This is a genomic window from Burkholderia sp. NFPP32 (assembly GCF_900119325.1).
Lineage (GTDB): Bacteria > Pseudomonadota > Gammaproteobacteria > Burkholderiales > Burkholderiaceae > Burkholderia > Burkholderia pyrrocinia_C.
Genome location: NZ_FPJP01000020.1, coordinates 14,533 through 36,875, shown reverse-complemented (window position 1 = coordinate 36,875; position 22,343 = coordinate 14,533). Strand labels below are relative to the sequence as shown.

At 68.6% G+C, this 22,343-nt stretch carries 20 protein-coding genes; 7 read left to right on the top strand and 13 right to left on the bottom strand.

Annotated elements, in window-relative coordinates:
* Window positions 1-27 precede the first annotated feature (27 nt).
* Complete coding sequence (locus BT264_RS28570; RefSeq protein WP_072443165.1) at window positions 28-651, top strand: DUF2239 family protein; 624 nt, start codon at window positions 28-30, stop codon at window positions 649-651.
* 16 nt (window positions 652-667) lie between these two features.
* A complete protein-coding gene (locus BT264_RS28565) occupies window positions 668-1,999 on the top strand; it encodes a carotenoid oxygenase family protein (RefSeq protein ID WP_072443167.1) in 1,332 nt (443 codons plus the stop codon).
* 13 nt (window positions 2,000-2,012) lie between these two features.
* Here the strand turns inward: BT264_RS28565 and BT264_RS28560 are convergent, their stop codons facing one another.
* Genes BT264_RS28560 through BT264_RS28545 form a run of 4 tightly spaced genes read right to left on the bottom strand, consistent with a single transcriptional unit; the run spans window position 2,013 to window position 6,271 of the window.
* On the bottom strand, window positions 2,013-3,179 hold the full coding sequence (locus BT264_RS28560; protein ID WP_072443169.1) for an ABC transporter permease: 1,167 nt from the start codon (window positions 3,177-3,179) through the stop codon (window positions 2,013-2,015).
* A 4-nt stretch (window positions 3,180-3,183) separates the two neighbouring features.
* Window positions 3,184-4,338 (bottom strand): ABC transporter permease, encoded by a 1,155-nt coding sequence (locus BT264_RS28555; protein ID WP_072443172.1) that lies wholly within the window; start codon window positions 4,336-4,338, stop codon window positions 3,184-3,186.
* Between the two features lie 21 nt (window positions 4,339-4,359).
* Window positions 4,360-5,058 (bottom strand): ABC transporter ATP-binding protein, encoded by a 699-nt coding sequence (locus BT264_RS28550; RefSeq protein ID WP_072443174.1) that lies wholly within the window; start codon window positions 5,056-5,058, stop codon window positions 4,360-4,362.
* A gap of 7 nt (window positions 5,059-5,065) precedes the next feature.
* On the bottom strand, window positions 5,066-6,271 hold the full coding sequence (locus tag BT264_RS28545) for an efflux RND transporter periplasmic adaptor subunit (RefSeq protein ID WP_072443176.1): 1,206 nt from the start codon (window positions 6,269-6,271) through the stop codon (window positions 5,066-5,068).
* Between the two features lie 402 nt (window positions 6,272-6,673).
* Between BT264_RS28545 and BT264_RS28540 the strand changes: the two genes are divergently transcribed.
* On the top strand, window positions 6,674-6,907 hold the full coding sequence (locus BT264_RS28540) for a hypothetical protein (RefSeq protein WP_072443178.1): 234 nt from the start codon (window positions 6,674-6,676) through the stop codon (window positions 6,905-6,907).
* Between the two features lie 76 nt (window positions 6,908-6,983).
* Here the strand turns inward: BT264_RS28540 and BT264_RS28535 are convergent, their stop codons facing one another.
* Window positions 6,984-7,742: a Mut7-C RNAse domain-containing protein gene (locus tag BT264_RS28535; RefSeq protein WP_072443180.1), complete on the bottom strand. Its 759-nt coding sequence runs from the start codon at window positions 7,740-7,742 to the stop codon at window positions 6,984-6,986.
* Here BT264_RS28535 and BT264_RS28530 point away from each other — a divergent pair.
* Complete coding sequence (locus BT264_RS28530; RefSeq protein ID WP_256260723.1) at window positions 7,632-8,708, top strand: NAD(P)-dependent oxidoreductase; 1,077 nt, start codon at window positions 7,632-7,634, stop codon at window positions 8,706-8,708. The genes BT264_RS28535 and BT264_RS28530 overlap by 111 nt on opposite strands.
* A gap of 83 nt (window positions 8,709-8,791) precedes the next feature.
* Window positions 8,792-9,433 carry a LysE family translocator gene (locus BT264_RS28525; RefSeq protein WP_072443182.1) on the top strand — a complete coding sequence of 214 codons (642 nt, stop codon included), beginning with the start codon at window positions 8,792-8,794 and terminating at the stop codon, window positions 9,431-9,433.
* A gap of 85 nt (window positions 9,434-9,518) precedes the next feature.
* On the opposite strand, the gene BT264_RS28520 is transcribed toward BT264_RS28525, so the two are convergent.
* Window positions 9,519-10,802 carry an MFS transporter gene (locus BT264_RS28520; protein ID WP_072443184.1) on the bottom strand — a complete coding sequence of 428 codons (1,284 nt, stop codon included), beginning with the start codon at window positions 10,800-10,802 and terminating at the stop codon, window positions 9,519-9,521.
* A 97-nt stretch (window positions 10,803-10,899) separates the two neighbouring features.
* Between BT264_RS28520 and BT264_RS28515 the strand changes: the two genes are divergently transcribed.
* Window positions 10,900-11,829 carry a LysR family transcriptional regulator gene (locus BT264_RS28515; RefSeq protein WP_072443186.1) on the top strand — a complete coding sequence of 310 codons (930 nt, stop codon included), beginning with the start codon at window positions 10,900-10,902 and terminating at the stop codon, window positions 11,827-11,829.
* A 184-nt stretch (window positions 11,830-12,013) separates the two neighbouring features.
* Here BT264_RS28515 and BT264_RS28510 read toward each other — a convergent pair whose 3' ends face one another.
* The 7 genes from BT264_RS28510 to BT264_RS28480 all read right to left on the bottom strand — a co-directional run bounded on the left by BT264_RS28510 (window position 12,014) and on the right by BT264_RS28480 (window position 19,499).
* Entirely contained in the window at window positions 12,014-12,847 is an 834-nt protein-coding gene (locus tag BT264_RS28510) for an OmpW/AlkL family protein (protein ID WP_072443188.1), read from the bottom strand.
* 18 nt (window positions 12,848-12,865) lie between these two features.
* Complete coding sequence (locus BT264_RS28505) at window positions 12,866-14,107, bottom strand: DUF2957 domain-containing protein (protein ID WP_072443190.1); 1,242 nt, start codon at window positions 14,105-14,107, stop codon at window positions 12,866-12,868.
* Window positions 14,108-14,247: 140 nt separating this feature from the next.
* The gene (locus tag BT264_RS28500) at window positions 14,248-15,669 is read right to left on the bottom strand and encodes a DUF2957 domain-containing protein (protein WP_072443192.1); all 1,422 of its coding nucleotides are present in this window, start codon (window positions 15,667-15,669) and stop codon (window positions 14,248-14,250) included.
* A gap of 430 nt (window positions 15,670-16,099) precedes the next feature.
* The gene (gene argC, locus BT264_RS28495) at window positions 16,100-17,050 is read right to left on the bottom strand and encodes an N-acetyl-gamma-glutamyl-phosphate reductase (protein ID WP_072443194.1); all 951 of its coding nucleotides are present in this window, start codon (window positions 17,048-17,050) and stop codon (window positions 16,100-16,102) included.
* A gap of 155 nt (window positions 17,051-17,205) precedes the next feature.
* A complete protein-coding gene (locus BT264_RS28490) occupies window positions 17,206-17,778 on the bottom strand; it encodes a flavodoxin family protein (protein WP_072443196.1) in 573 nt (190 codons plus the stop codon).
* Between the two features lie 200 nt (window positions 17,779-17,978).
* The gene (locus BT264_RS28485; RefSeq protein ID WP_072443198.1) at window positions 17,979-18,572 is read right to left on the bottom strand and encodes a YbhB/YbcL family Raf kinase inhibitor-like protein; all 594 of its coding nucleotides are present in this window, start codon (window positions 18,570-18,572) and stop codon (window positions 17,979-17,981) included.
* Between the two features lie 240 nt (window positions 18,573-18,812).
* A complete protein-coding gene (locus BT264_RS28480; protein ID WP_034183954.1) occupies window positions 18,813-19,499 on the bottom strand; it encodes an orotate phosphoribosyltransferase in 687 nt (228 codons plus the stop codon).
* A gap of 458 nt (window positions 19,500-19,957) precedes the next feature.
* Between BT264_RS28480 and BT264_RS28475 the strand changes: the two genes are divergently transcribed.
* Window positions 19,958-22,228, top strand: a complete 2,271-nt coding sequence (locus BT264_RS28475) for an NADP-dependent malic enzyme (RefSeq protein WP_072443200.1) — start codon at window positions 19,958-19,960, stop codon at window positions 22,226-22,228.
* Window positions 22,229-22,343 lie beyond the last annotated feature (115 nt).

Below are 22,343 nucleotides of genomic sequence, written 5' to 3'. Positions count from 1 at the left end.
TCCGATTCCTGCCTGCGGGCGACCACGATGACAACCTCCACGCTGCTTCCTTCGTACACGGCCTTCGACGGCCACCGGCGGCTCGCGTCGGGCCCGCTCGCGACGGTCGCGCTCGCGGCCAGGCAAGCAGGCGATGCAACGTCCGGCACGATCCTGATCTTCGACGACGCGACGGGCCGCTCGATCGACCTCGACCTGCGCGGCACGGCGGACGATATCCGCGCGCGCTATGCGCCGCTGCCGGGCGACGCGTCCGGTGCCGCCGGCGAGCCGGTGGGCGCGGGCGAGCAGCGCGGCCGCGGCCGGCCGAAGCTCGGCGTCGTGTCGCGCGAGGTCACGCTGCTGCCGCGTCACTGGGAATGGCTTGGCGCGCAGCCGGGCGGCGCGTCCGTCGCGCTGCGCAAGCTCGTCGAGGACGCGCGGCGCACGCATGCGGCGGCCGACCGGCGCCGCGACGCGCAGGCGCGCGCGTACCACTTCATGTCGGCGATGGCGGGCGACCTGCCCGGTTTCGAGGAGGCCACGCGGGCGCTGTACGCGAACGACGCGGTAAGGCTGGCCGAGCTGGTCGCCGGATGGCCGGACGACGTACGCGACCATGCGCTCGCGCTGGCGCGCGGCGACTTGCCGCCGTCCACCGAAGACTGCTGACGGAACGCGCGACGCGATGACCGCATTCGATCTGAACCGCGGCGCGATCGCGCCGGTCGCCGACGAGGTCGATCTCGTCGACCTGCGCGTGACCGGCGCCGTCCCGCGCGAACTCGACGGCACGCTGCTGCGCAACGGCCCGAATCCGCCGGGCGGCCGCTTCGAAGGGAACGACGTGCTGTCGTGGTGGCCGGAAGCCGCGATGCTGCACGCGATCGCGTTCGAACGCGGCCGCGCGGCCGGCTACCGGAACCGCTGGGCGCGCACGCGCCGCTGGGCCGCCGTGCATGCGCCCGCGCGGGCGCCGCATCTGCCCGATACCAATCCGAACGTGAACGTGCTGCAGCACGCCGGCGAATTGCTCGCGCTGGCGGAGGGCGGCGCGCCGTTCGCGATCACCGTCGCGCTCGATTCGCTCGGCGTGCCGGAGCGGCATGCGGGTTTCGATGGCGGGATGACCGCGCATCCGAAGGTCGATCCGGAAACGGGCGAACTGATCGCGTTTCGTGCGGACTGGCGCGCGCCGTGGCTGCGCTACGGCGTCGTCGACGCGCAGGGCGTGCAGCGCGTCGACCTCGCGCTCGACGTGCCCGCGCCGTCGATGATGCACGACCTCGCGATCACGGAAACTCGCAGCCTGTTGCTCGACCTGAACGTCGGCTACGACTTCTCGATGCTGCAAGAGGGCCACCGGATGCCGCTGCGCTGGCACGACGACCGGGCCGCGCGCATCGGCGTGATCGCGCGCCACGGCGGCGACGTGCGCTGGTTCGGCATCGAGCCGTGCTTCATCCAGCACGTCGTGAACGCGTACGACTGCGACGAATCGTGCATCGTGCTCGATGCGGTGCGCTATCCGTGGTACCTGCGGCTCGACGCGCGCACGGGCCGCTTTGCCGACAACCCGGTCGGCGAGCTGTGGCGCTATGTGATCGATACGGCGAACGGGCTGATCGACGAAGGGCCGCTCGCCGACGGCGGCATCGAGCTGCCGCGCATCAACGAAAGCCGCACGGGGCGCCGCTACCGCTATGTGTATGCGGCCGAGCAGCCGAACAATACGGAAATGCGCGGCGTGATGCGCTTCGACCACGTGCGCGGCACGACGACGCGCTACGCGGTGCCGGCCGGTGACCAGAACGGCGAGCCCGTGTTCGTGCCGCGCCCGGGCGGCGTCGACGAGGACGACGGCTGGCTGCTGGTGATGGTCTACCGCGCGGCGACGGATACGAGCGACGTCGTGATCCTCGATGCGCGCGCGATCGATGCGGGGCCGGTCGCGACCGTGCACCTGCCGCGCCGCGTGCCGGCCGGCTTCCACGGCGCGTGGGTGCCGCGCGTGCGCTGAGCGGCCGTGCGCGTCACTGCGCGCGCAGCGCGTCGACGATCTTCAGCCGCGCGGCGCGCATCGCCGGCAGGAACCCGCCGACGAGCCCCATCACGAGCGAGAACAGCAGCGTCTTCACCACGATCGCGGGCGTCAGCACGAAACGGAACGACAGGTCCGCGAAGGTCTGGAAATTGGTCGTCGAGAACGACGCGAACTGCATCAGCGACGCGCACGCGAGCCCCGCGACGCCGCCGACGAAGCCGAGCAGCAGCGCTTCCAGCAGGAACGCGGCGAGCACGCTCATGCGCTTGAAGCCGAGCGCGCGCAGCGTGCCGATCTCGGCGACGCGGTTCGCGACCGACGCATACATCGTGATCATCGCGCCGATCATCGCGGCGATCGAGAAGATCGTCGACAACGTGATGCCGAGGATGTTGATGAACTTCGACAGCGCCTTCGACTGGTCGCCGTAGAAGGTCTGCTCGCGCTTCGCCTCGTCGGTCAGCCGCGGGTCGACGTCGATGTCGGCCTTGAAGCGCGCGAAGCCGTCGGCGCTCGGGATGCGCAGCACCATCGACGAATAGCTGGTGCGCCGGAACGACTGCATCAGCTGGTCGACGTCGCCCCAGATCTCCGAATCGAAGCCGCTGCCGCCCGCGTCGAAGATGCCGACGATGGTCCAGTCGCGCTGCGCGAAATGCAGGCGGTCGCCGAGCTGCGTGCTGCTGAAGCCTTTCGCGATCGCACTGCCGACGATGATTTCCGACGAGCCGGGCACGAACATGCGGCCGGCCACCAGCTTCACGTGCGGCCGCAGCGCGAGGCCGGACGGCGACACGCCGCGGATCACGACGTTCGACGGCTTGCCGCTCGACGTCTTCACGAGCGAGATCAGCACCACGGCTTCCTTCGACACGAGCGGCCGGCCGTCGGGGCCGAGCGCGACGGCCGGGTGCATCTCGAGCGCGTTGGCCTGCTGGTGGTCGATCGAACTCTGGATCTCGGTTTCGGCGCCCTTGCGGATCACCACGGCGTTGTCGGGTTCGCCGGTCGACACGAGCGTCTGCGTGAGCCCCGCGTCGAGCATCTGCACCGTCGCGAACACGAAGATCACGAGCGCCATCCCGCCCGCGGTGAGCGCGGTGGTGAGCCGCCTGGTCCACAGGTTGCGCGCGATGTAGGTGAGCGGGATCGTCATGCTTCTACCCGATCGCCCGCAGGCCTTCGACGACGCGCACGCGCGCCGCCTGCCACGCCGGCACGATCGCGGCCGCGACGCCGACCGCGACCGAGCACGCGGCCTGCAGCACGACCGTCTCGGCCGACACCCTGAACACCGGGAAGATGCTGCCGGCCGCCTGCTTGAACAGGCTCGCGGCGGGCGGCGTCGCGAGGATCCCGAGCCCGCCGCCGGCCACCGCGATCACGACCGATTCGCCGAACACGATCAGCGCGAGGAAGCCGGGGCCGAAGCCGAGCGCCTTCAGCGTCGCGTATTCGGCCGTGCGTTCGCGCGCGCTCATCGCCATCGCGTTGGCCATCACGGCCATGATGATCAGGATCACCACGTACGACACCAGGCGGATAGCCGCGATGATCTGGTTCGACATCGCGACGAAGCCGAGCTGGAACGCCTGCTCGGTCTCGGTCAGCGTCTCGGCGAGCGAGTTCTTGAACACCGCGTCGACGTTGCGCGCGATCGTCGCGCCGTCGTCGGGGTTCGCGACGCCGAGCACGAATACGCCGACCTGGTCGGCCTGTTTCGGCGTGCGCTGTCGCACCGTCTCGTTCAGGTAGTCCCAGTGGAACACCAACTGGCGCGTGATCGTCGAATCGTCGCGGCCGTCGAGGATTCCGCGCACGACGAAGTCCCACGTACCGGGATAGATCGTGCCCTTCAGCGGGATCACGTCGCCGACCTTGAAGCCGAACTGCGTCGCGAGTTGTCGTCCGACCAGGCAGCCGCGGCGGTCGCGGTTATAGTCGGCGCGCTGCTGAGCCGGGATGATGAATTCCGGATACAGGTCGAGATAGTTCTCCGACACCGCGAAGCTCGCGAAGAAGTTCTTCGGGTCGCGGTAGATGCCGCCGAACCAGTTCGAGCGGACCACCGCCGTCACGCCTTCGATGCCGCGTATCCGGTTCTCGTAGCTGACCGGCAGCGGAAACACGAGCGAGATCGCATTGCGCGTGACGAGCCGTCCGCTGGACGCGGCGGCCGCGCCCGCGTACCACGCGTCGACGACCGTGTGCAGCAGCCCGAACGCCAGCACCGCGATGGTCAGCCCGAGCACGGTCAGCAGCGTGCGCAGCCGGTGCCGCAGCGCGTTGCGCGCGATCAGCTTCAGCACGTACATCGCGCGCGCTCCCGCAGCCGGTCAGCCGGCGTATCCATCGATCAGCTCCCCTTTTTCCAGATGCACGACCGACCGCGCGGCGCCGGCCGCGTGCGCGTCGTGGGTCACCATGATGATCGTCTTGCCGAGCTCGGCGTTCATCCGCTGCAGCATCGCGAGCACGTCGGTGGCCGACGCGCGGTCGAGGTCGCCGGTCGGCTCGTCGGCGACGATCAGCACGGGATCGGTGATCAGCGCGCGCGCGATCGCGACGCGCTGCTGCTGGCCGCCCGACAGCTCGGACGGGTAATGGGTCATCCGGTCGCCGAGGTTCACCATGTCGAGCACGAGCTCGACGCGCTCGCGCCGCTCGCGGCGCGACAGGTGCGTGAGCATCAGCGGCAGCTCGACGTTCTCGAACGCGGTGAGCACGGGCATCAGGTTGTAGAACTGGAAGATGAAGCCGACGTTCGCCGCGCGCCATTCGGCCAGCTGCGCCTCCGCGAGCTGCGAGATGTCGAGGCCGCCCACGCGCAGCTCGCCGCTGTCTGGCCGGTCGATGCCGGCCACCAGGTTCAGCAGCGTGCTCTTGCCGGAACCCGACGGCCCCATCAGCGCGACGAAGTCGCCTTCGCCGATATCGAGCGTGATGTCGGTCAGCACGGGCACGATCTGGCTGCCGCGCCGGTACGACTTCGCGACGTGGCTGATCTCGACGAGGGGCGGCGGCGCGTCGTTCACGCTGGCGCTACTTCTTCGCGACGGCCACTTTCGCGCCGTCCTTCAGCTTCGCGCCCGGCGCGAGCACGACCGTATCGCCGGGTTTCACGCCGCGGATCGCGACCAGCTCGCCGATTCGCATGCCTGTGGTCACGGCCGCTGCGCGCACGGTGTCGTCCTGCACGACGAACACGACCGGCCGGCCGTCGCGTTCGACGACCGCGCTCGCCTGCACGGCCGTCACGGGCTGCCGGTCCTGCGCCGACACGGGCTTCGACAGGAATGCGATCTTCGCGCTCATGTCGGGCAGCACGCGGTCGTCGCGGTCGACGAAGCGCACCTTCACGAGCACGGTGGCCTTCGAGCGGTCGACGGTCGGCACGATGCGCGATACGCGGCCCGCGAAGCGCAGGTCGGGCAGCGCGTCGAGCTGGATCTCGCACGGCTGCTCGGCGCGGATCTTCGCGATGTTCGATTCGGCGACGTCGGCCTCGACTTCGAGCGTGTCCATGTCGGCGATCGTCACGACCGCACCCTTGCTGTCCGACGCGGACGAGAACGGCGTGATGTTGTCGCCGACGTTCGCATGCTTCGCGAGCACGATGCCGTCGAACGGCGCGCGGATCACCGTCTGGTCGACCGCGACCTGCGCGGCCTGCGCATTGGCGTCGGCGGACGCGATCGCGGCCTCGCCGCTGCTGAGCGACGCGCGCGCCTTGTTCACGCGGGCCGTGTCGATGTCGAGCTGCGCGGCCGGCACGGCGCCCTTCGGCGCGAGCGCCGCGGTGCGGCGCAACGCGATTGCGGCGTCCTTCAGCTCGGCCTGCTGCACGCCGAGGTTCGCGCGGGCGACCTTCGCCTGCGCGAGCGCCTGTGCCAGCGACGCCTCGACGTCGCGGCTTTCGAGGCGCGCGATGATCTCGTCCTTCTTCACGCGCGTGCCCTCGAGCACGCCGAGCCATTCCACGCGCCCCTGACCCTTCGACGCGACCGCGGCCTTGCGCTGCGGCACGACGTAGCCGGTCGCATTGAGCTGTGTGTCGTTCTGGTACGGATAGGCGGACGTGACGGACGTGGTTTCGACCGTCGGCCGGCCGGTGAGCGCGACGCCGGCGACGATCGCGACGATGACGAGCGCGGCGGCGACCGCATAGCGGACCCACCGGCGCCGCCGTGGCACCGGCGCGATCGGACGCCGGTCGATTTTCAGTTTGTCCAGATTGTGATCGGGCAATTTGAGCGCCTCGCGACGGCGGCGGTCTGGCGACCGGCCGCGATCCGGTTTCCGGGGAAAGGGACGGATGGACGCCCAGTATAGCGTTGCGGGGCAGCGCGCGAGAGCCGGTTTGCCGGGCCGCCGCGGCCGCCGGCGGACGGGCCGCGCGATGCCGGATAGGCATGCCGGGGCGGCCGGAAACCGGCGTCGTCGGGGAAAACCCGCGAGGCGCAAGCGGTGTGTCAACTTGCCGCGAAGGCGGCGCGTTATGGAGCCAGTACGTCAGTCTTTGTCGCGGCGAAACGGCGCAAGCCGGCCGCCCGGCGGCGACCGGAAACCCCGGCGCGACTGGCGTTCCGATGCGAATGCCTCGCATCTCTTACCGGTACGTTTGACTTTTTCTCCGCTAAAGGAAGAACAATGAAGAAGACGCTCGCTTCGATCATGACCGCAGCATTCGCACTCGCATCGGTTTCGGCATTCGCACAGGCGTCCGCGCCGGCAGCTGACGCGATGGCTCCCGCTTCGGCACCGATGAAGAAGGATCACAGCAAGCCGAAACACCAGCTGAAGAGCCACGGTTCGGCGAAGGGCAAGGCGAAGGCCGCTGCCGCTTCGGCTGCTGGCACGAACGACAAGGGCACGCAGAACTAAGCGATTCGCCCGGGGCCGGTGTTGCCGGCCACCCGTCGAAAAACCCCGCATGCTTCGGCATCCGGGGTTTTGTTTTTCAGGCGTCGCCGGGGCTGGCCGGCGGCGCCGGCGCGCGCATCTCGTCGACCACCGAACGCATGCGCCGCCAGTGCGAGCCTTCCCAGAACACGCGCCGGCAGACGTCGCACGCGGCAAAGCGCCGGTGCCGCCGCCGGACCCCGTCCGGCACGCGCGGCGCGGCGGCCTCCTCGTCGAGCGGATGCAGCGGCGCATTGCAGCGCAGGCACAGCCGGAACGGCCGCATGTGCGGGGCGAGATCGAGCCGTTCGAACAGTTCGCGCAACTGGTCGGCCGGCTGCACCGCGTGCAGGTAGCAACCTCGCGCGACCGCGCGCCGCTTGAGCAGCTCGCGGTCGCGGGTCAGCACGACCCGGCCCTCGCGGCCGGCGAGCGCCGCGAGCTCGTCGTCGCGGTAGTGGTTGTCGTAGCAGGTATCGAAGCCCGCGAGGCGCAGCAGTTGCGCGAGGCCGCCGAGATGCGCGTCGGCGACGAAGCGCCATTGTTCCGGTTGCGGCGCGGTTGCACCGTTGGCTGCCGGCTGCGCGCGCTCCGGAAAGGCCTCGACACGGTCGCCGTCGTCGAGCGGCCGGTCGAGCGCGGCCGGCGCGTCGTTCACGCGGAGCCGGCCGATTTCGGTATGCGGAACGCCAAGCGCCTCGATCGCATGCTTCACCGTCGCATCGCGCGCACACGCGTGCCCGAACGCGCGGTCGCGCTGCGCGCGCGGGAGAAAGGCGTTCAGTTCGCCGTGGAAGCGGAAGGTCGCGGTCGCCATCCGTGCAGTATCGCACCGCGCCCGGCCGGCGGCAGGCGCTGCAGACGGCCGGCATCTGTGTTTAACTCGCGGCTTCACGGAGCGAAGGAGCGGGCAATGGATCTCGGGTTTATCGGGCTGGGCGAAATGGGGCAGGCGATCGCGACGAACCTGCTGAAGGCGGGGCACACGGTGCGGGTCTGGAACCGGTCGCGCGAGCGGGCCGAGCCGCTCGCGGCATTCGGCGCGCAGATCGTCGACACGCCGGCCGACGCATTTCGCGGCGACGCCGTGTTCTCGATGCTCGGCGACGACGCGGCCGCGCGCGCCGTGTTCGACGACGCGCTGCTCGCGCAGGCGCCGCGCGGCCTGATCCACGTGAACATGGCGACGGTGTCGGTCGCGCTCGCCGAATCGCTCGCGCATGCGCACGCGTCGCGCGGCATCGATTACGTCGCCGCGCCGGTGATGGGGCGGCCCGACGTCGCGGCCGCCGCGCGCCTGACGATCATGGCGGGCGGCCCGGCCGAGGCGATCGACCGCGTGCAGCCGCTGTTCGACGCGATCGGCCAGAAGACCTGGCGGTTCGGTTCGCTGCCGCAGCACGCGAACGTCGCGAAGATCGCGGCGAACTTCACGCTCGCGTCGGCGATCGAGACGCTCGGCGAGGCGTCCGCGCTGCTCGGTGCGCACGGCGTCGCGATGCGCGACTTCCTCGACGTGATCACGAGCAGCGTGTTTCCGGGGCCCGTCTACGAAGGCTACGGCTCGATGATCGCCGAGCGGCGTTACGAGCCCGCGCGCTTCAAGGCGCGCCTCGGGCTGAAGGACGTCCGGCTCGCGCTGGAGGCCGGCGACGCCACGTCGGTGCCGCTGCCGGTGGCGAGCGTCGTGCGCGACAGCCTGCTCGATGCGCTTGCGCACGGCGGCGGCGAGCAGGATTTCGCGGTGCTCGGCGAAGTCGCGCTGCGCCGCGCGGGCCGCTGACCCCGGGCGAGACAGAAGCGCGGCGCGCACGGCATAATCGGCGTTTCGTCTTTCTTTCTTTTTTCTTTCACGCAGAGGCGGGCATGAACTTGCATACGTGGTGGCTTTTCGTGGCGACGGTGTTCGTCGTGTCGGCGATTCCGGGCCCGAACATGCTGCTCGTGATGACGCATGGCGCGCGGCACGGGCTGCGGCGCTCGTCGTCGACGATGGCCGGCTGCCTGAGCGCGCTGGTGCTGATGCTGTCGGTATCGGCGGCGGGTCTCGGCGTGTTTCTCGAAGCGTGGCCGGCGATGTTCAACGCGCTGCGCTTCGCGGGCGCGGCCTACCTGATCTATCTCGGCGTGAAGGCGTGGCGCGCGCGCGTCGACGAAGCGCCGTCGGCCGCCGACGTCGAAACCGTGTCGCGCCAGGCTGCGGCGGCGTCGCGCTGGGTGCTGTTCCGCAACGGCTTCCTGGTCGCGGGCAGCAACCCGAAGGCGATCCTGTTCGCGGCCGCGCTGCTGCCGCAGTTCATCAACGCGGCCGAGCCGACGCTGCCGCAGTTCGGCATCCTCGTCGTCACGTTCGCGGTGATCGAGGTGAGCTGGTATCTCGTTTATGCATCGTTCGGCACGCGCATCGGCGCGACGCTGAAGAGCCAGAGCGTCGCGAAGATCTTCAACCGGCTGACGGGCGGGCTGTTCGTCGGCTTCGGCGCGATGATGGCGCTGGTCCGTCACTGATTCCGGACTGACTCAGGCGCGCCGAACGCCCCGCCCCTCGCAAGAGGGCGGGGCGTTCGTCTTTGTGCGTCCGCTTCACGTTCGCTCATGCACGCGGGCGAGTCGACGCCGCCACGCCGGCAAGGCGTCCGGCCGAGAGGCCGAATGCGGCTGCCGCGCCGGCGAACGCGAACCCGACGCCGCACACCGCACTCCATCCGCCCCATGCCCATGCGCTGCCCGCGAGCGCCGCGCCGAGCGCGCCGCCGGCGAAGAACAGCCCGACGAACAGCCCGTTCAGGCGCCCGCGCGCAGCCGGGTTCAGCAGGTTGATCTCGCGGCGGCCGATCGTCTGGTCGACGATGACCCCCGCGTCGAGCAGCGCCGCGCCGCCGGCAAGCAGCGCCAGCGCGAGGCCGCGATGCGCGTGCGCGTCGAAGCCGAACCAGCCGGCGCCCGCAATCCCGAGCACGACGAGCGCCGCGAGCATCGTGCCGTGCGCGATCCGCTGCGCGGCCGGGCCGTATCCGCGGTCGCCGGCGCGGCCTGCGAGCGGCGTGACGATCGCGCCGCTGGCGCCGGCGAACGCGAACAGCGCGATGCCGTGCAGGTCGAGTCCGAACGGCGGCTGCGCGAGCCGCAGCCCGACGGCGGTCCAGAATGCGCTGAACGCGGCCATCGCGAGCGCGGCCGACAGTGCATGACGGCGCAACATCGGTTCGTCGGCGAGCAGGCGCCCCATCGAGGCGAGCAGCGCGCGGTAGCCGGCCGTGATCGACGGCGTGTGCGACGGCAGGCGCAGCGCAAGCACGACGGCGATCGCCGCGTTCGCGAGCGCGGCCAGCGCGTAGAACGCGCGCCAGCCGGCCGAGCCCGCGATCAGGCTCGCGAGCGGCCGCGACAGCAGGATGCCGAGCATCAGCCCGCTCATCACGTTGCCGACCGCACGGCCGCGCTGCGCTTCGGGCGCCATCGACGCGGCCATCGGCACCAGCATCTGGATCACGCTCGACGCGGCGCCGGCGGCGAGCGTCGCCAGCAGGAACACGGTACCCGACCGCGTGAACGCGGGCAGCGCGAGCGTAGCCGCGCAGGCGACGAGCGTCGCGACGATCAGGCGGCGGTTCTCGAGCAGGTCGACCAGCGGCACGAGCAACACGAGCCCGGCCGCGTAGCCGAGCTGCGGCAGCATCGCGACGAGGCCGGCGAGGCCCGCCGGCAGGTGCAGGTCGGCGCTGATCGGGCCGGTGAGCGGTTGCGCGGCGAACAGGTCCATCACGATCACGCCGACCGTCGCGGCGAAGAACAGCGTCATGCCCGCGCTCAGCGCGGGCGGCGCGTCGGCGGGCGTGCGAACGGCGGCGGGGCAGGAGTCGGCAGGGCAGTTCATCAGAAGCCTGGGGTGCGGGTCGAAGGAACTCCCATCGTAGGCGGCCGATGTTTATGCGACAATTGAAATATGTCTAACATGATTATGCGAGTTTGTTTTGAATACGCGTGATCTCCTGGCGTTCGTTGCGGTGGTCGACAGCGGGTCGATGGTCGCCGCGGCCGCAAAGCTCCACCTGACGCAGCCGGGCCTGACGCGGCGCGTGCAGAATCTCGAAACGCTGCTCGGCATGCCGCTGCTCGAACGGCAGAGCAAGCCGCTGAGGCCGACCGCCGCCGGGCGCGACGTCTATGCGCTCGCGCGCAACGTGCTGGGCGCGGTCGATGAACTGATGGCGGCGGGCGCGCCGGACAGCGAGCCGTCCGGCGAGCTGCGCATCGGCGTCCCGCCGTTCCTGTCCGAGCTGGCGCTCGAGCGGCCGATCGACCGGCTGCGCGACGCGTTCCCGCGCCTGACGCTGCGCGTGACGGCCGGCTGGTCGCCGGCGCTGATGCAGGGCATCGAGCGCGGCACGCTCGACGTCGCGGCCGTGATGGTGCCGGCGAGCGCGGTGCTGCCCGACGCGTTCGCCGCGACGCTGCTCGCCACGCAGCCGACGGTGCTCGTCGCCGCGCGCGACTTTCCGCTGCCGGACGGTCCGCTGTCGCTCGACACGCTGTCGGGTTTTCCGTGGGTGCTGAGCCAGGACGGCTGCGGGATGCGCTCGGCGCTGAGCCGCGCGCTCGGCGCGGCCGGGCTGCCGTTCGACGTCGCGGTCGAGGCGTTCGGCTCGGAGCTGCAGCTGTCGCTCGTCGCGCGCGGCGCCGGCATCGGGATCGCGGCGCCGAACGCGCTGGCGCGCAGCGCGCATCGCGATGCGCTGAGGGTGGTGGAAACGGCGGGGCTGGAGACGCGGATCAACGTATGGATCGTGCACGGCGCGCTGCCGGGCCGCCTGGTGCGGCCCGTCGCGCTGCTGCGCGATGCGCTGGCCGAAGTGCTGGAAGGGGAGACCGGGAAGGGGTCAGAAGCAAACGAAGCGAGTTAGAGCGGGTGTTCGAGGGAAAATCCTTATTTTCTCTACGGAAATGTTGCGTTGCGGAAATTGATTCGCTATAGTGGCACCTGTCTCCTCCATGTCTCCTCTGATATGGATTCAGCCCGCCTCTTAGGCGGGCTTTTTTTTGCCTGCGATTTTGCCGCGGCTCTCCAGTCGTCGTCCGTCGCCGGGTTCAGAACTTGTACGTCATCCCGACGTAGCTGATGATCGGGTCGGCCTTCAGGTCCGATTTCGACTCGGCCAGCACCGAACCGTCGGCCGCCTTGATCGTCACCGTCGACGTCGTCTTCAGCGGGATGTACGTCACCGACGCGATCAGCCCGAAATGCTCGGTCATGTTGTACTGCAGGCCCGCGTTGAACACCGGCTGCCATGACGACGACGCCTTCGCCTCCACCGATGTCGTACCCGGCTTGCCCGCGCCCGCCGCGAGAATCGCGCCGAGGTTGTCCTGCGTCTGCTTGATGAAGTTCGTGTTGAGCTGCAGGTCGCTGAACCAGTTGTACGACACGCCGAGGCCGAGGAACGGCCGGAACTTCGCGGTCGCCTGCCCGAAGTAGTATTGCAGCAGCACGGCCGGGCTCCACTGCCGCACGCTCTTCACGATCGGGTTGACCGACGCCAGCCCGATGTTCTGCGTGCCGAGCGCGCCGGCCGGGCCGGGCGGCTTGATCGTGCCCTGGCCCGACACCTTGAACACCGGCGGCACGCCTGCCACCGACGTGACCGCGATATGGTCGGTCAGGAAGTGGCTGACCGTCAGGCCGACGGTGTCGGCGCCGCTGGTGCGCAGCCCGGTGCCCGGCGACGTGAACGACGGCGGCAGCCGCAGCGGCGTGTTGATCGGTGTCGGTGCGACGTTGGTCGTCATCGGCGTGCTGCTCTGCTGCGGCATCACGTGGAACCAGCCCAGCGTGACGACGTTGCTGCCGGCGCTCTGCGCGTGCGCCGCGAGCGGCGCCAGTGCGGCGGCGCCGGCCGCCGCGCAGAGAAGGGTTTTCTTCATCACGGCGTTCCCCTCCGCTTACTGGACGAACGCGCCGATCGTGAAATACGGCGTCGATCCCGCGTTGTCGAGGAAACCGAACACGCCACCCGAGAAGATGAACTTGCCGGTCGGCGACGTGCTGCCCGAACCCGTGTGGATCGTCGTGACCGTGCCCGGCACCTTCTGCGTGTAGTCGAGGTCGAGCACTCTCGTGAGCGACGCCTGGGACGGCTGGAACGGATCGAGCAGCGTTGCCTGGGTGTTGATCAGCGCGGTGGTCCGGTAGTTGAACTCGCTGTCGACGCCGATGTACTCGCCGTTCTGCGAGCCGGCCGCGATCGCCGTCTGCGGCGCGAGGATCGAGATGCTCGATTCGTCGTCGGCGGTGAGGCCCGGCACGCCGTTGCTGTCGGGTGTCGGGTTCGGGTTCGCGACACCCGTGCGCACGAGGATCGGCACGAGCTGGTTGCGCAGCTTGCCGACGATCATGAAGCCCTTGCCCTGCGGCGTGGCCGACAGCGTCGGCTTCAACTGGCTCCGGTAGTTGTTCGACTGGAACGCGCCGCTGCCGTCCGCGGCCGGCACGAAGTTCGTGCCCTGCTGCGTGCATGCGCCGCCGGCGAACTGGCCGGTCGTGTCGCACTTGGTCCACGAGCCGTCCGCGTTGATCGTCACCTTCGCGTCGATCGACGCGGGCGCGAAGTTTTGCGACGGCACCTCGCCGAAGCCGACATGGCTGTACGTGCCCGCGACTTTCGCGATGTCGGTCTCGATCGACGAGAAGCCGATGAACGGGTAGTACGGGAATTTCGTGTCGGGCACCGCGGCCTGGCCGAGCACGCCCCCGAACTGGATTTCCTTGCCCGGAATCGTGCCGCCGGCGACGCCGAAGCCGACGAAGATCCGTGCCGGGCGCGTCGAGTCGAGGCTCGCGCCGTTCAGGCGGAACGCGCACTGGTTCAGCTTGTTGGTCGGCAGCAGCGTTTCCTGCGTGAGCGTGCCGCTGTCGACGGTGCCTGCGCGGGTCGGCGTGACGGTGCCGGTCGTGCGCGGTACCGCCGATTCGACATACGTGACCTGCCACGTCATCTTGGTCGTGTCGAGCTGGACCTTGGCGAGTTCGCCGCTGCCCGCGCCGCCGGTAAACACGGTGCTGTAGTCGAGCGACGCGGGACAGAGCCGGTCTTCGACGAGCGGGGGCGGGTTGTCGCTGCCGCCGCCGCAGGCGGAAAGAAGGGGGGCGGCAAAGGCCGCCGCCAGAATGAGGTTGCGCTTCATGTTGCTCCTCCAGATTTGTCTTGTGTGGCGGCCAGCTCCCTGTCGGCCGCTTCTGTTGCTTGTGCTCGTCCTGCGTGCGCGGTGCCGCGCGCTTCGTCCGTCGCGCGGCGGCGGGCGGGCCGCCGCCGCGTCCTCGATCGCTACTTGCTGATCTGCGCGCCCACGCCGAAGTACGGTGTCGACGACGTCGTCGAGTTCGCCGACGTCGACGTGACGCCGCCGTTCACCGTGCCCTGCACGAGTGCCGCGTACAGCCCGCCCGTCGCGATCACCACGCCCGATGCGGACGGGTAGGTCGCGCCGCTCGGCGGCGTCGTCTTCGCGTTCAGCAGGCCCGGCGTCGCCTGGCCGTAGTCGAGCGTGAAGCCGTCTTCCTCGGCCTGCGTGGTCGGGTTGATGAACGATGCGTTGCTGCCGCGGATCAGGGCGGCCGTGTACTTGAAGTTCGAGTCCGCGCCCGCGTAGCCGCCGTCGATCGAGCCCGACGTGATCGCCGTCGCCGCGCCGAGCACCGCGATGCCCGATTCGTCGTCGACCTGCGCGTCGAGGTGCAGCGGCGGCGTACCGAGGTTCACGTTGCCCGTGCGCACGATCACCGGCACCGTCGCGCCGTTGAGCTGGCCGATCACCATGTGCGCGGTCGCCGACTTGCCGGTCGCGCCGACGATCGGCAGTTGCGTTTGCGGCAGCGTCTGCGGTGCCTTCGTGCTGTCGAAGTAGCCGCCGTTCGCGCTCGTCTTCCACGGATCGCCGGTCGTCTGGCAGCCGCCCGAACCGGTCGACGTGCACGCGCCGTTCGCATCGAACGTCTCGCTCGAGTTCGATCCCTTCGTCGCGTAGTTGCCCGACGGCACGAGGTGGTAGATCAGCGCGTTGTACGTGCCCGGCAGCTTCGACAGGTCGGTCGTCGTGTTCGCGAAGCCGAGGAACGGATAGAAATCGAAGTGGCGGTTCGGCACCTGGCCGACGTTCTGCACGACGCCCGGGATGATCGTCAGCCCGTCGTACTGGATCGTCGCGCCCGGAATGCCGCCGCCCGCGACGCCCATGCCGACGAGCAGCATCGGCGGGTTCGCCTGGTTGAAGTCGGCGGCCGTCGAATAGGTCGAGCCGTCCGGCGCGGGGCCCGTGCCCGGCGTGAGGACGAACGCGCAGCGCGTCTGCTCGGCGGTCGGCAGCGCGCCGGTCGGCGGGTGGATGACCTTGCCGGTGATCGTCGTGCCGACGCGGCTGGGCGTGACGGTGCCCGTCTTCAGCGGAATCGGCGATTCGAGCCACTTGAGCGTGTACGTCATCGCGACTGCGTCGATGTTGACGCTGACGATCTCGCCGCTACCGGCACCGCCGAGATACGTGTTCTTCACGATGTCGGCGTTGGCCGGACACAGCGAACCGTTGACGGGCTGCGACGGCGGCGGCCCTTGCGTGCCGCAGCTCGATCCGGAACATTGGGGCGCATTGATCGGCGCGAGCGCGCCGCCGGAATCCCCCCCACCACATGCAACCAGGAAAGGGGCAATGGCAAAGGCCGTTGCCACCCCCTTCGATAAGGCGTGCGACATGCCGCTGTCTCCAATCGTTTAATTGTGCGAGCTAATGTCGCCGCCTTGATTTTTGCTGTCAATTGATGAACCCGTCTAAAAAAGGCGATTGAAACGGATGTCGTGTTTTAAATCCTTGTCCGACACGGCATTCAGTAAGAATTAAAACGTGCGAGGGGCTGGCAAAAGCTGCCGAAGTGGGGGATGTGCCACGCGAGGAAGGCTGTCGAAGAACCTTCCCGCGCACAGCGGCAGTGTTTAAAGCGGTGGTATCCGGTTTATCCCTATTCGGGATTGACTGGAGAAATAAGGGGGGAGTTAATTCGCTGGTAATCGCGCAATGGAAAGCTTGTAAATATTTGTAAATTCGCGAACAGGATTTTATTTATTGCGTGATGCGGGTAAATAAAAAGCCGGCCAGCGGCCGGCTTTGCATCGCACGAGAGGATGGTCAGCGCGTGAGGCCCGCATCCTCGGCCGCGCCGATGTTGAGGTTCATGCACTGGATCGCGGCACCCGACGCACCCTTGCCGAGGTTGTCGAGGCGCGCGACCGTGACGAAGCGCTCTTCGTTGCCGAACACGAACAGGTCGACACGGTTCGTGTCGTTGTTCGCCTGCACGTCGAAGAAGCCGCCGTCGAGGTTCGCGTCCGCGTTGAATGGCGCGACGCGCACGAATGCTTCGTCCGCGTAGTATTCGGCGAACACGCGTTGCACGTCTTGCGGCGTCGCACGCTTCGCGAGCTGTTCGGGCGTGAAGTAGGTCGTCACTGCGAGACCCTTCAGGAACGGGCCGACGATCGGCGTGAAGATCGGCGGGTTCGCGAGGCCCGTGTGCGCGGCCATTTCCGGCAGGTGCTTGTGCGTGAGGCCGAGCGCATACGGGCGCGGGCTCGCGAGCTTGCCGCCCGGCGCCGCGTTCTCGTAGTCGGCGATCATCGACTTGCCGCCGCCGCTGTAGCCGGTGATCGAGTAGCTGTGCGCGGCGAACGTCGGCGCGACGATGCCCGCATCGACGAGCGGACGCATCGCGAGCACGAAGGCCGATGCGTGGCAGCCCGGCACCGCGATGCGCTTCGACGTGCGAATCTTCTCGCGCTGCGCGCGGGTCAGTTCGGGCAGGCCGTAGGCCCAGTCGGCGCTCGTGCGGAACGCGGTGCTCGCGTCGATCAGCGTCGTGTTCGGGTTCTCGACGAGCGAGGCCGATTCGCGCGACGCGACGTCCGGCAGGCACAGGAACGTGATGTCCGACGCGTTGATCAGGCGGCGGCGCTCGTCGACGTCCTTGCGCTTCGCTTCATCGATGCGCAGGATCTCGATATCGTTGCGCGCCGACAGGTATTCGAAGATCTTGAGGCCGGTCGTGCCTTCCTGGCCGTCGACAAAAACTTTGGTGCTCATTTCGCTCTCACTGGATGAAACGGGGGCCCGCGCCCGGAGATCGCCATTTTAAGACGTCATCCGGCGCGCCTGCACCGCGCGGGGCGAAAAAAAGACGGCCGGCGGGCCGTCTTGTGTCCCTTTGACGCCCGCCGGCGCGGGCGCCCGGGGCCGGCTCAGCGGCTGCCGGCAACCCAGCGTGCCGTCGCTTCGGCGATGCGCCGGCCAAATACCTTCCCGGTCTCGAGGTCGCCCGGCAGCGGGCCCTCGTCGGGCGTCGCATCCGCCGGCGACTGCGCGAGCAGGCCCGTGGAGCCGCCGAGGTAGTTGATGTCGTTGCGCGTGGCCGCCTTCGAGTTGGCCGGCATCAGGCTCGTGCCGACCCACACCATCCCATGCTGCATCGACAGCGTGACGAAATATTGAATCGTCGAGAACTTGTCGCCGTTCATCGTCGCGGAGTTCGTGAAGCCCGCGGCGATCTTGTCTTTCCACTTCTGCGTGAACCACGCTTTCGACGTCGCGTCGGCAAACTGCTTGAACTGCGCCGACGGGCCGCCCATGTAGGTCGGCGCGCCGAAGACGATCGCGTCGGCCGCGTCGAGGGCGGCCCAGCCCGCGTCGTCGAGGTCGCCGACGGCGATCAGGCGTACGGTCGCGCCGGCGTCCTGCGCGCCCGCGTGAACGGCCTCGGCCAGTTTCTGCGTGTGACCGTAGCCGCTGTGATAGACGATGACGATGTTCGACATGAAGCGTTCTCCGGAAAGGGACGGGAACGGCGGCCGCAGCGGCCTGCCGCGTCACGCGTCGCCGGCGGGCGGCGCGACCGATGCGCGGCGTGTGGGGCCGCGACCGGTGACGACGAGTCTAGCAAGCCGAAATGACGGGAAAACGCGCGCATGCGGCGCACTGAAATTCGCGTCGGCCGGCAATCGCGGCCCGGCGTCCGTCACTGCCCGTAGCTAACCGTGAATTGCGCGCTGCCGATCGCGAGCGTGCCGATCTCATGCTCGAACATCGGCGCGGGTCGGCCCTGCGCGATGCGCAGGTCGTTGCCCTTCAGCGCGTAGACGGTGATCACGTAGCGGTGCGGCTTGCCGGGCGGCGGGCACGGGCCGCCGTAGCCGTCGATCCCGAAGTCGTTGCGCGCCTCGATCGCGCCGATGCGCCGCAGGAAGCCGGACGCGCTCGCGTCGGTGGGCAGGCTCGTGACCGTGGCCGGGATGCCTGCCACGGCCCAGTGCCACCAGCCGCGCCCGGGTGCGTCGGGATCGAAGATCGTGACCGCGTAGCTGCGCGTGCCGGGCGGCGGGTTGTGCCAGGCGAGCTGCGGCGAGCGGTTCGCGCCCTTGCAGTCGCCGCGGTCGAACACGTTCGCGGCGCGGACGCGCCCGCCGGGCGTCAGGTCGTCGCTCGACATGGTGAACGGGCCTTCCGCATGAACGGGCAGCGCCGCGAAGACGGCGGTGCAAACGAGGAGAGCGATGAACGGAGACGGGCGACCCGATGGCGCAGGCGGAGTGATCCGGCGATCCACACGCATATGGCGCTTCTCCCGTCACGTGGGCCGGGCCGATGCTCCCGGCGTTGTTGGCGTTGTGCGTTGCCCGCGTCGCTGATGGCGGCGATGGATCAAGTCTAGCATTAGGGTTCGATGAGCGATGCACACCGCGACCCGCGGTCGCGACCGGTTCTTGCGCGGAACGACGGACGAAAAAAAGCCGCCTGCGATGAAGCAGGCGGCTTTTTCAGCCAGGGCGCCGGCATGCATGCCGGCGCGGCGTCACTCCTGGGCGCCCGTCGCGCCGCCGTGCGCGGCCGACCACTCGGCCGGCGCGTGCAGGAATTTCTCGACTTCGTCGAGCGTCTTCGTTTCGAAGTAGCCCGATGCCTTCGCGACGCGCAGCACGTCCCACCACGTCGCCAGCGCGTGCAGGTCGACGTCGATGTCCTTCAGGACCGACACGCTTTCCTTGAAGATGTCGTAGTGGAACAGCACGAAGCAGTGGTTCACCGTCGCGCCCGCGGTACGCAGCGCATTGACGAAGTTGATCTTGCTGCGGCTGTCGGTCGTCAGGTCTTCCACCAGCAGCACGCGCGAGCCTTCTTCCAGATGGCCTTCGATCTGCGCGTTGCGGCCGAAACCCTTCGGCTTCTTGCGCACGTACTGCATCGGCACCATCATCCGGTCCGCGATCCATGCCGCGAACGGGATGCCGGCCGTCTCGCCGCCCGCCACCGCGTCGATCTGCTCGAAGCCGATGTCGCGCGTGATCGTCGTTTCCGCCATTTCCATCAGCGCACGGCGCACGCGCGGATACGAGATCAGCTTGCGGCAGTCGATATAGACGGGGCTTGCCCAGCCGGACGTGAAGATGAACGGTTTTTCGGCGTTGAAGTGCACCGCCTGCACTTCGAGCAGGATTTTGGCGGTCGTATCCGAGATCGACTGACGATCGTAGCCTGTCATGGGCATTCCTTGGGTGTTGAGCGAGGAGCGGGCGCAGGCCCGGTGGCGCAGCACGGGAACCCGGCCGGGGGCCGGGGGCGCGATCGGAAGGCCGATCGCATCGCTGCGCGCGTAGCCGGTTATTTTACCCGATTCAGGGCGGTTTTCGGCGGAATTCGCGCAGGTTCGCGATGCCGCCCACCACCGGCGAAACAAGCGGGGGCGGATCGCTCCGATGCGATGCCGGGGATGCGGCGCTGCACCAACATGTGTCATGCGCGGGGTGTACACTAGGCGACCCTTAGAAATCGTTCAGTACTTTGTACTTTCCTCTTGCCACCCGCCAAGGTTCGATGGCGTGCCGACCCGGCGCGTCGCGTGCCGTCTCGCAGTCGACCATCCCCTCGATTCAAGCAGACGCGGCCGAAGGTGCTGTGTACTGAACCGTCAAAATTTCGCATGTCTCTCGCAGGTCAATCATGGACGAACAACTGAAGCAGGCCGCTCTCGCTTATCACCTGAACCCGAAACCCGGCAAGATTTCGGTCACCCCGACCAAGCCGCTGTCGAACCAGCTCGATCTGTCGCTCGCGTATTCGCCGGGCGTCGCCGCCGCGTGCGAGGCGATCCACGCCGATCCGCTCGACGCGCAGAAGTACACGTCGCGCGGCAACCTCGTCGGCGTCATCACGAACGGCACGGCCGTGCTCGGTCTCGGCAACATCGGCCCGCTCGCCGCGAAGCCGGTGATGGAAGGCAAGGGCTGCCTCTTCAAGAAATTCGCGGGCATCGACGTGTTCGACATCGAGCTGTCGGAGTCCGACCCCGACAAGCTCGTCGAGGCGATCGCGATGCTCGAGCCGACGCTCGGCGGCATCAACCTCGAGGACATCAAGGCGCCGGAATGCTTCTACATCGAGCAGAAGCTGCGCGAGCGCATGAAGATCCCCGTCTTCCACGACGACCAGCACGGCACCGCGATCATTGCGTCGGCCGCGATCCTGAACGGCCTGAAGGTCGTCGGCAAGAAGCTGTCCGAAGTGAAGCTCGTGTGCTCGGGCGCCGGCGCCGCGGCCATCGCGTGTCTGGACCTGCTGGTGAACCTCGGCCTGACGAAGTCGAACATCCTCGTCGCCGATTCGAAGGGCGTGATCTACGAAGGGCGCGGCAATCTCGATCCGTCGAAGCAGCGCTATGCGGCCACGACCGACGCGCGCACGCTCGCCGATGCGATCGTCGGCGCGGACGTGTTCCTCGGCTGCTCGAGCGCGGGCGTGCTGAAGCAGGACATGGTCAAGACGATGGGCGACCGGCCGCTGATCCTGGCGCTCGCGAACCCGGAACCGGAAATCCGCCCGGAAGACGCGAAGGCCGTGCGCCCGGACGCGATCGTCGCGACCGGCCGTTCGGACTACCCGAACCAGGTCAACAACGTGCTGTGCTTCCCGTTCATCTTCCGCGGCGCGCTCGACGTCGGCGCGACGACGATCACGGAAGAAATGAAGCTCGCGTGCGTGCGCGCGATCGCCGAGCTGGCCCAGGAAACCGACCAGAGCGAGGAAGTCGCGAAGGCGTATGAAGGCCACTCGCTCGAATTCGGGCCGGAATACCTGATTCCGAAGCCGTTCGACCCGCGCCTGATCATCAAGATCGCGCCGGCTGTCGCGCAGGCCGCGATGGATTCGGGCGTCGCGACGCGTCCGATCCAGGACATGGACGCGTACCGCGAGCAGCTCGGCGCGACCGTCTACCGCACCGGCATGGTGATGCGCCCGGTGTTCGCGACCGCGAAGAAGAAGCAGGCCCGCATCGTATACGCCGAAGGCGAGGACGAGCGCGTGCTGCGTGCCGCGCAGTTCGTGCTGCAGGAAAAGATCGCGCAGCCGATCATCGTCGGCCGTCCGTCGGTCATCGAGATGCGCCTGCAGAAGATCGGCTCGAAGCTGAAGGCCGGTGTCGATTTCGAGATCGTCAATCCGGAAGACGACACGCGCTACCACCGCTACTGGCAGGCATACCACGACATCGCTGCGCGCGACGGCGTGACGCCGGAAGTCGCGAAGGCCGCGATGCGCAAGTTCAACACGCTGATCGGCGCGATGCTCGTGCACCTGGGTGACGCGGACGGGATGGTCTGCGGGATGATCGACACGTTCCACAGCCACCTGAAGTTCATCGAGCAGGTGCTGGGCCGCGCGAAGGGCGCCGAGCACTTCGCGGCGATGAACCTGCTGATGCTGCCGGGCCGCAACCTGTTCCTGTGCGACACGTACGTGAACGAGCAGCCGAGCGCCGAACAGCTCGCCGACATGACGATCCAGGCCGCGGCCGAGATCGAGCGCTTCGGCATCACGCCGAAGGCCGCGCTGCTGTCGAACTCGAACTTCGGCAGCGCGCCGTCGTCGTCGTCGCGCCGGATGGCCGAGGCTCGCAAGCTGATCGTCGAACGTGCGCCGAACCTGGAAGTCGACGGCGAAATGCACGGCGACGCGGCGCTGTCGGAAGTGATCCGCAAGCAGGCCTTCCCGGGCACGACGCTGTCGGGTGAAGCGAACCTGCTGATCATGCCGAACGTCGAAGCCGCGAACATCGCGTACAACCTGCTGAAGATGGTCGGCGGCGAAGGTGTGACGGTCGGCCCGTTCCTGCTCGGCGCCGCGCAGCCGGTCCACATCCTGACGCCGGCCGCGACCGTGCGCCGGATCATCAACATGACGGCCGTTGCCGCCGCGAACGTGAACACGAAGTAAGTTCGCGCCCGCGTGTGCCGCGCTTCAGGCGCGGCGCAATGAAAAACGCCACGGAACGCAGGTTCCGTGGCGTTTTTTTTATCGTGATCCGCTGCCGGCGCGGGCAGGTGTCCGA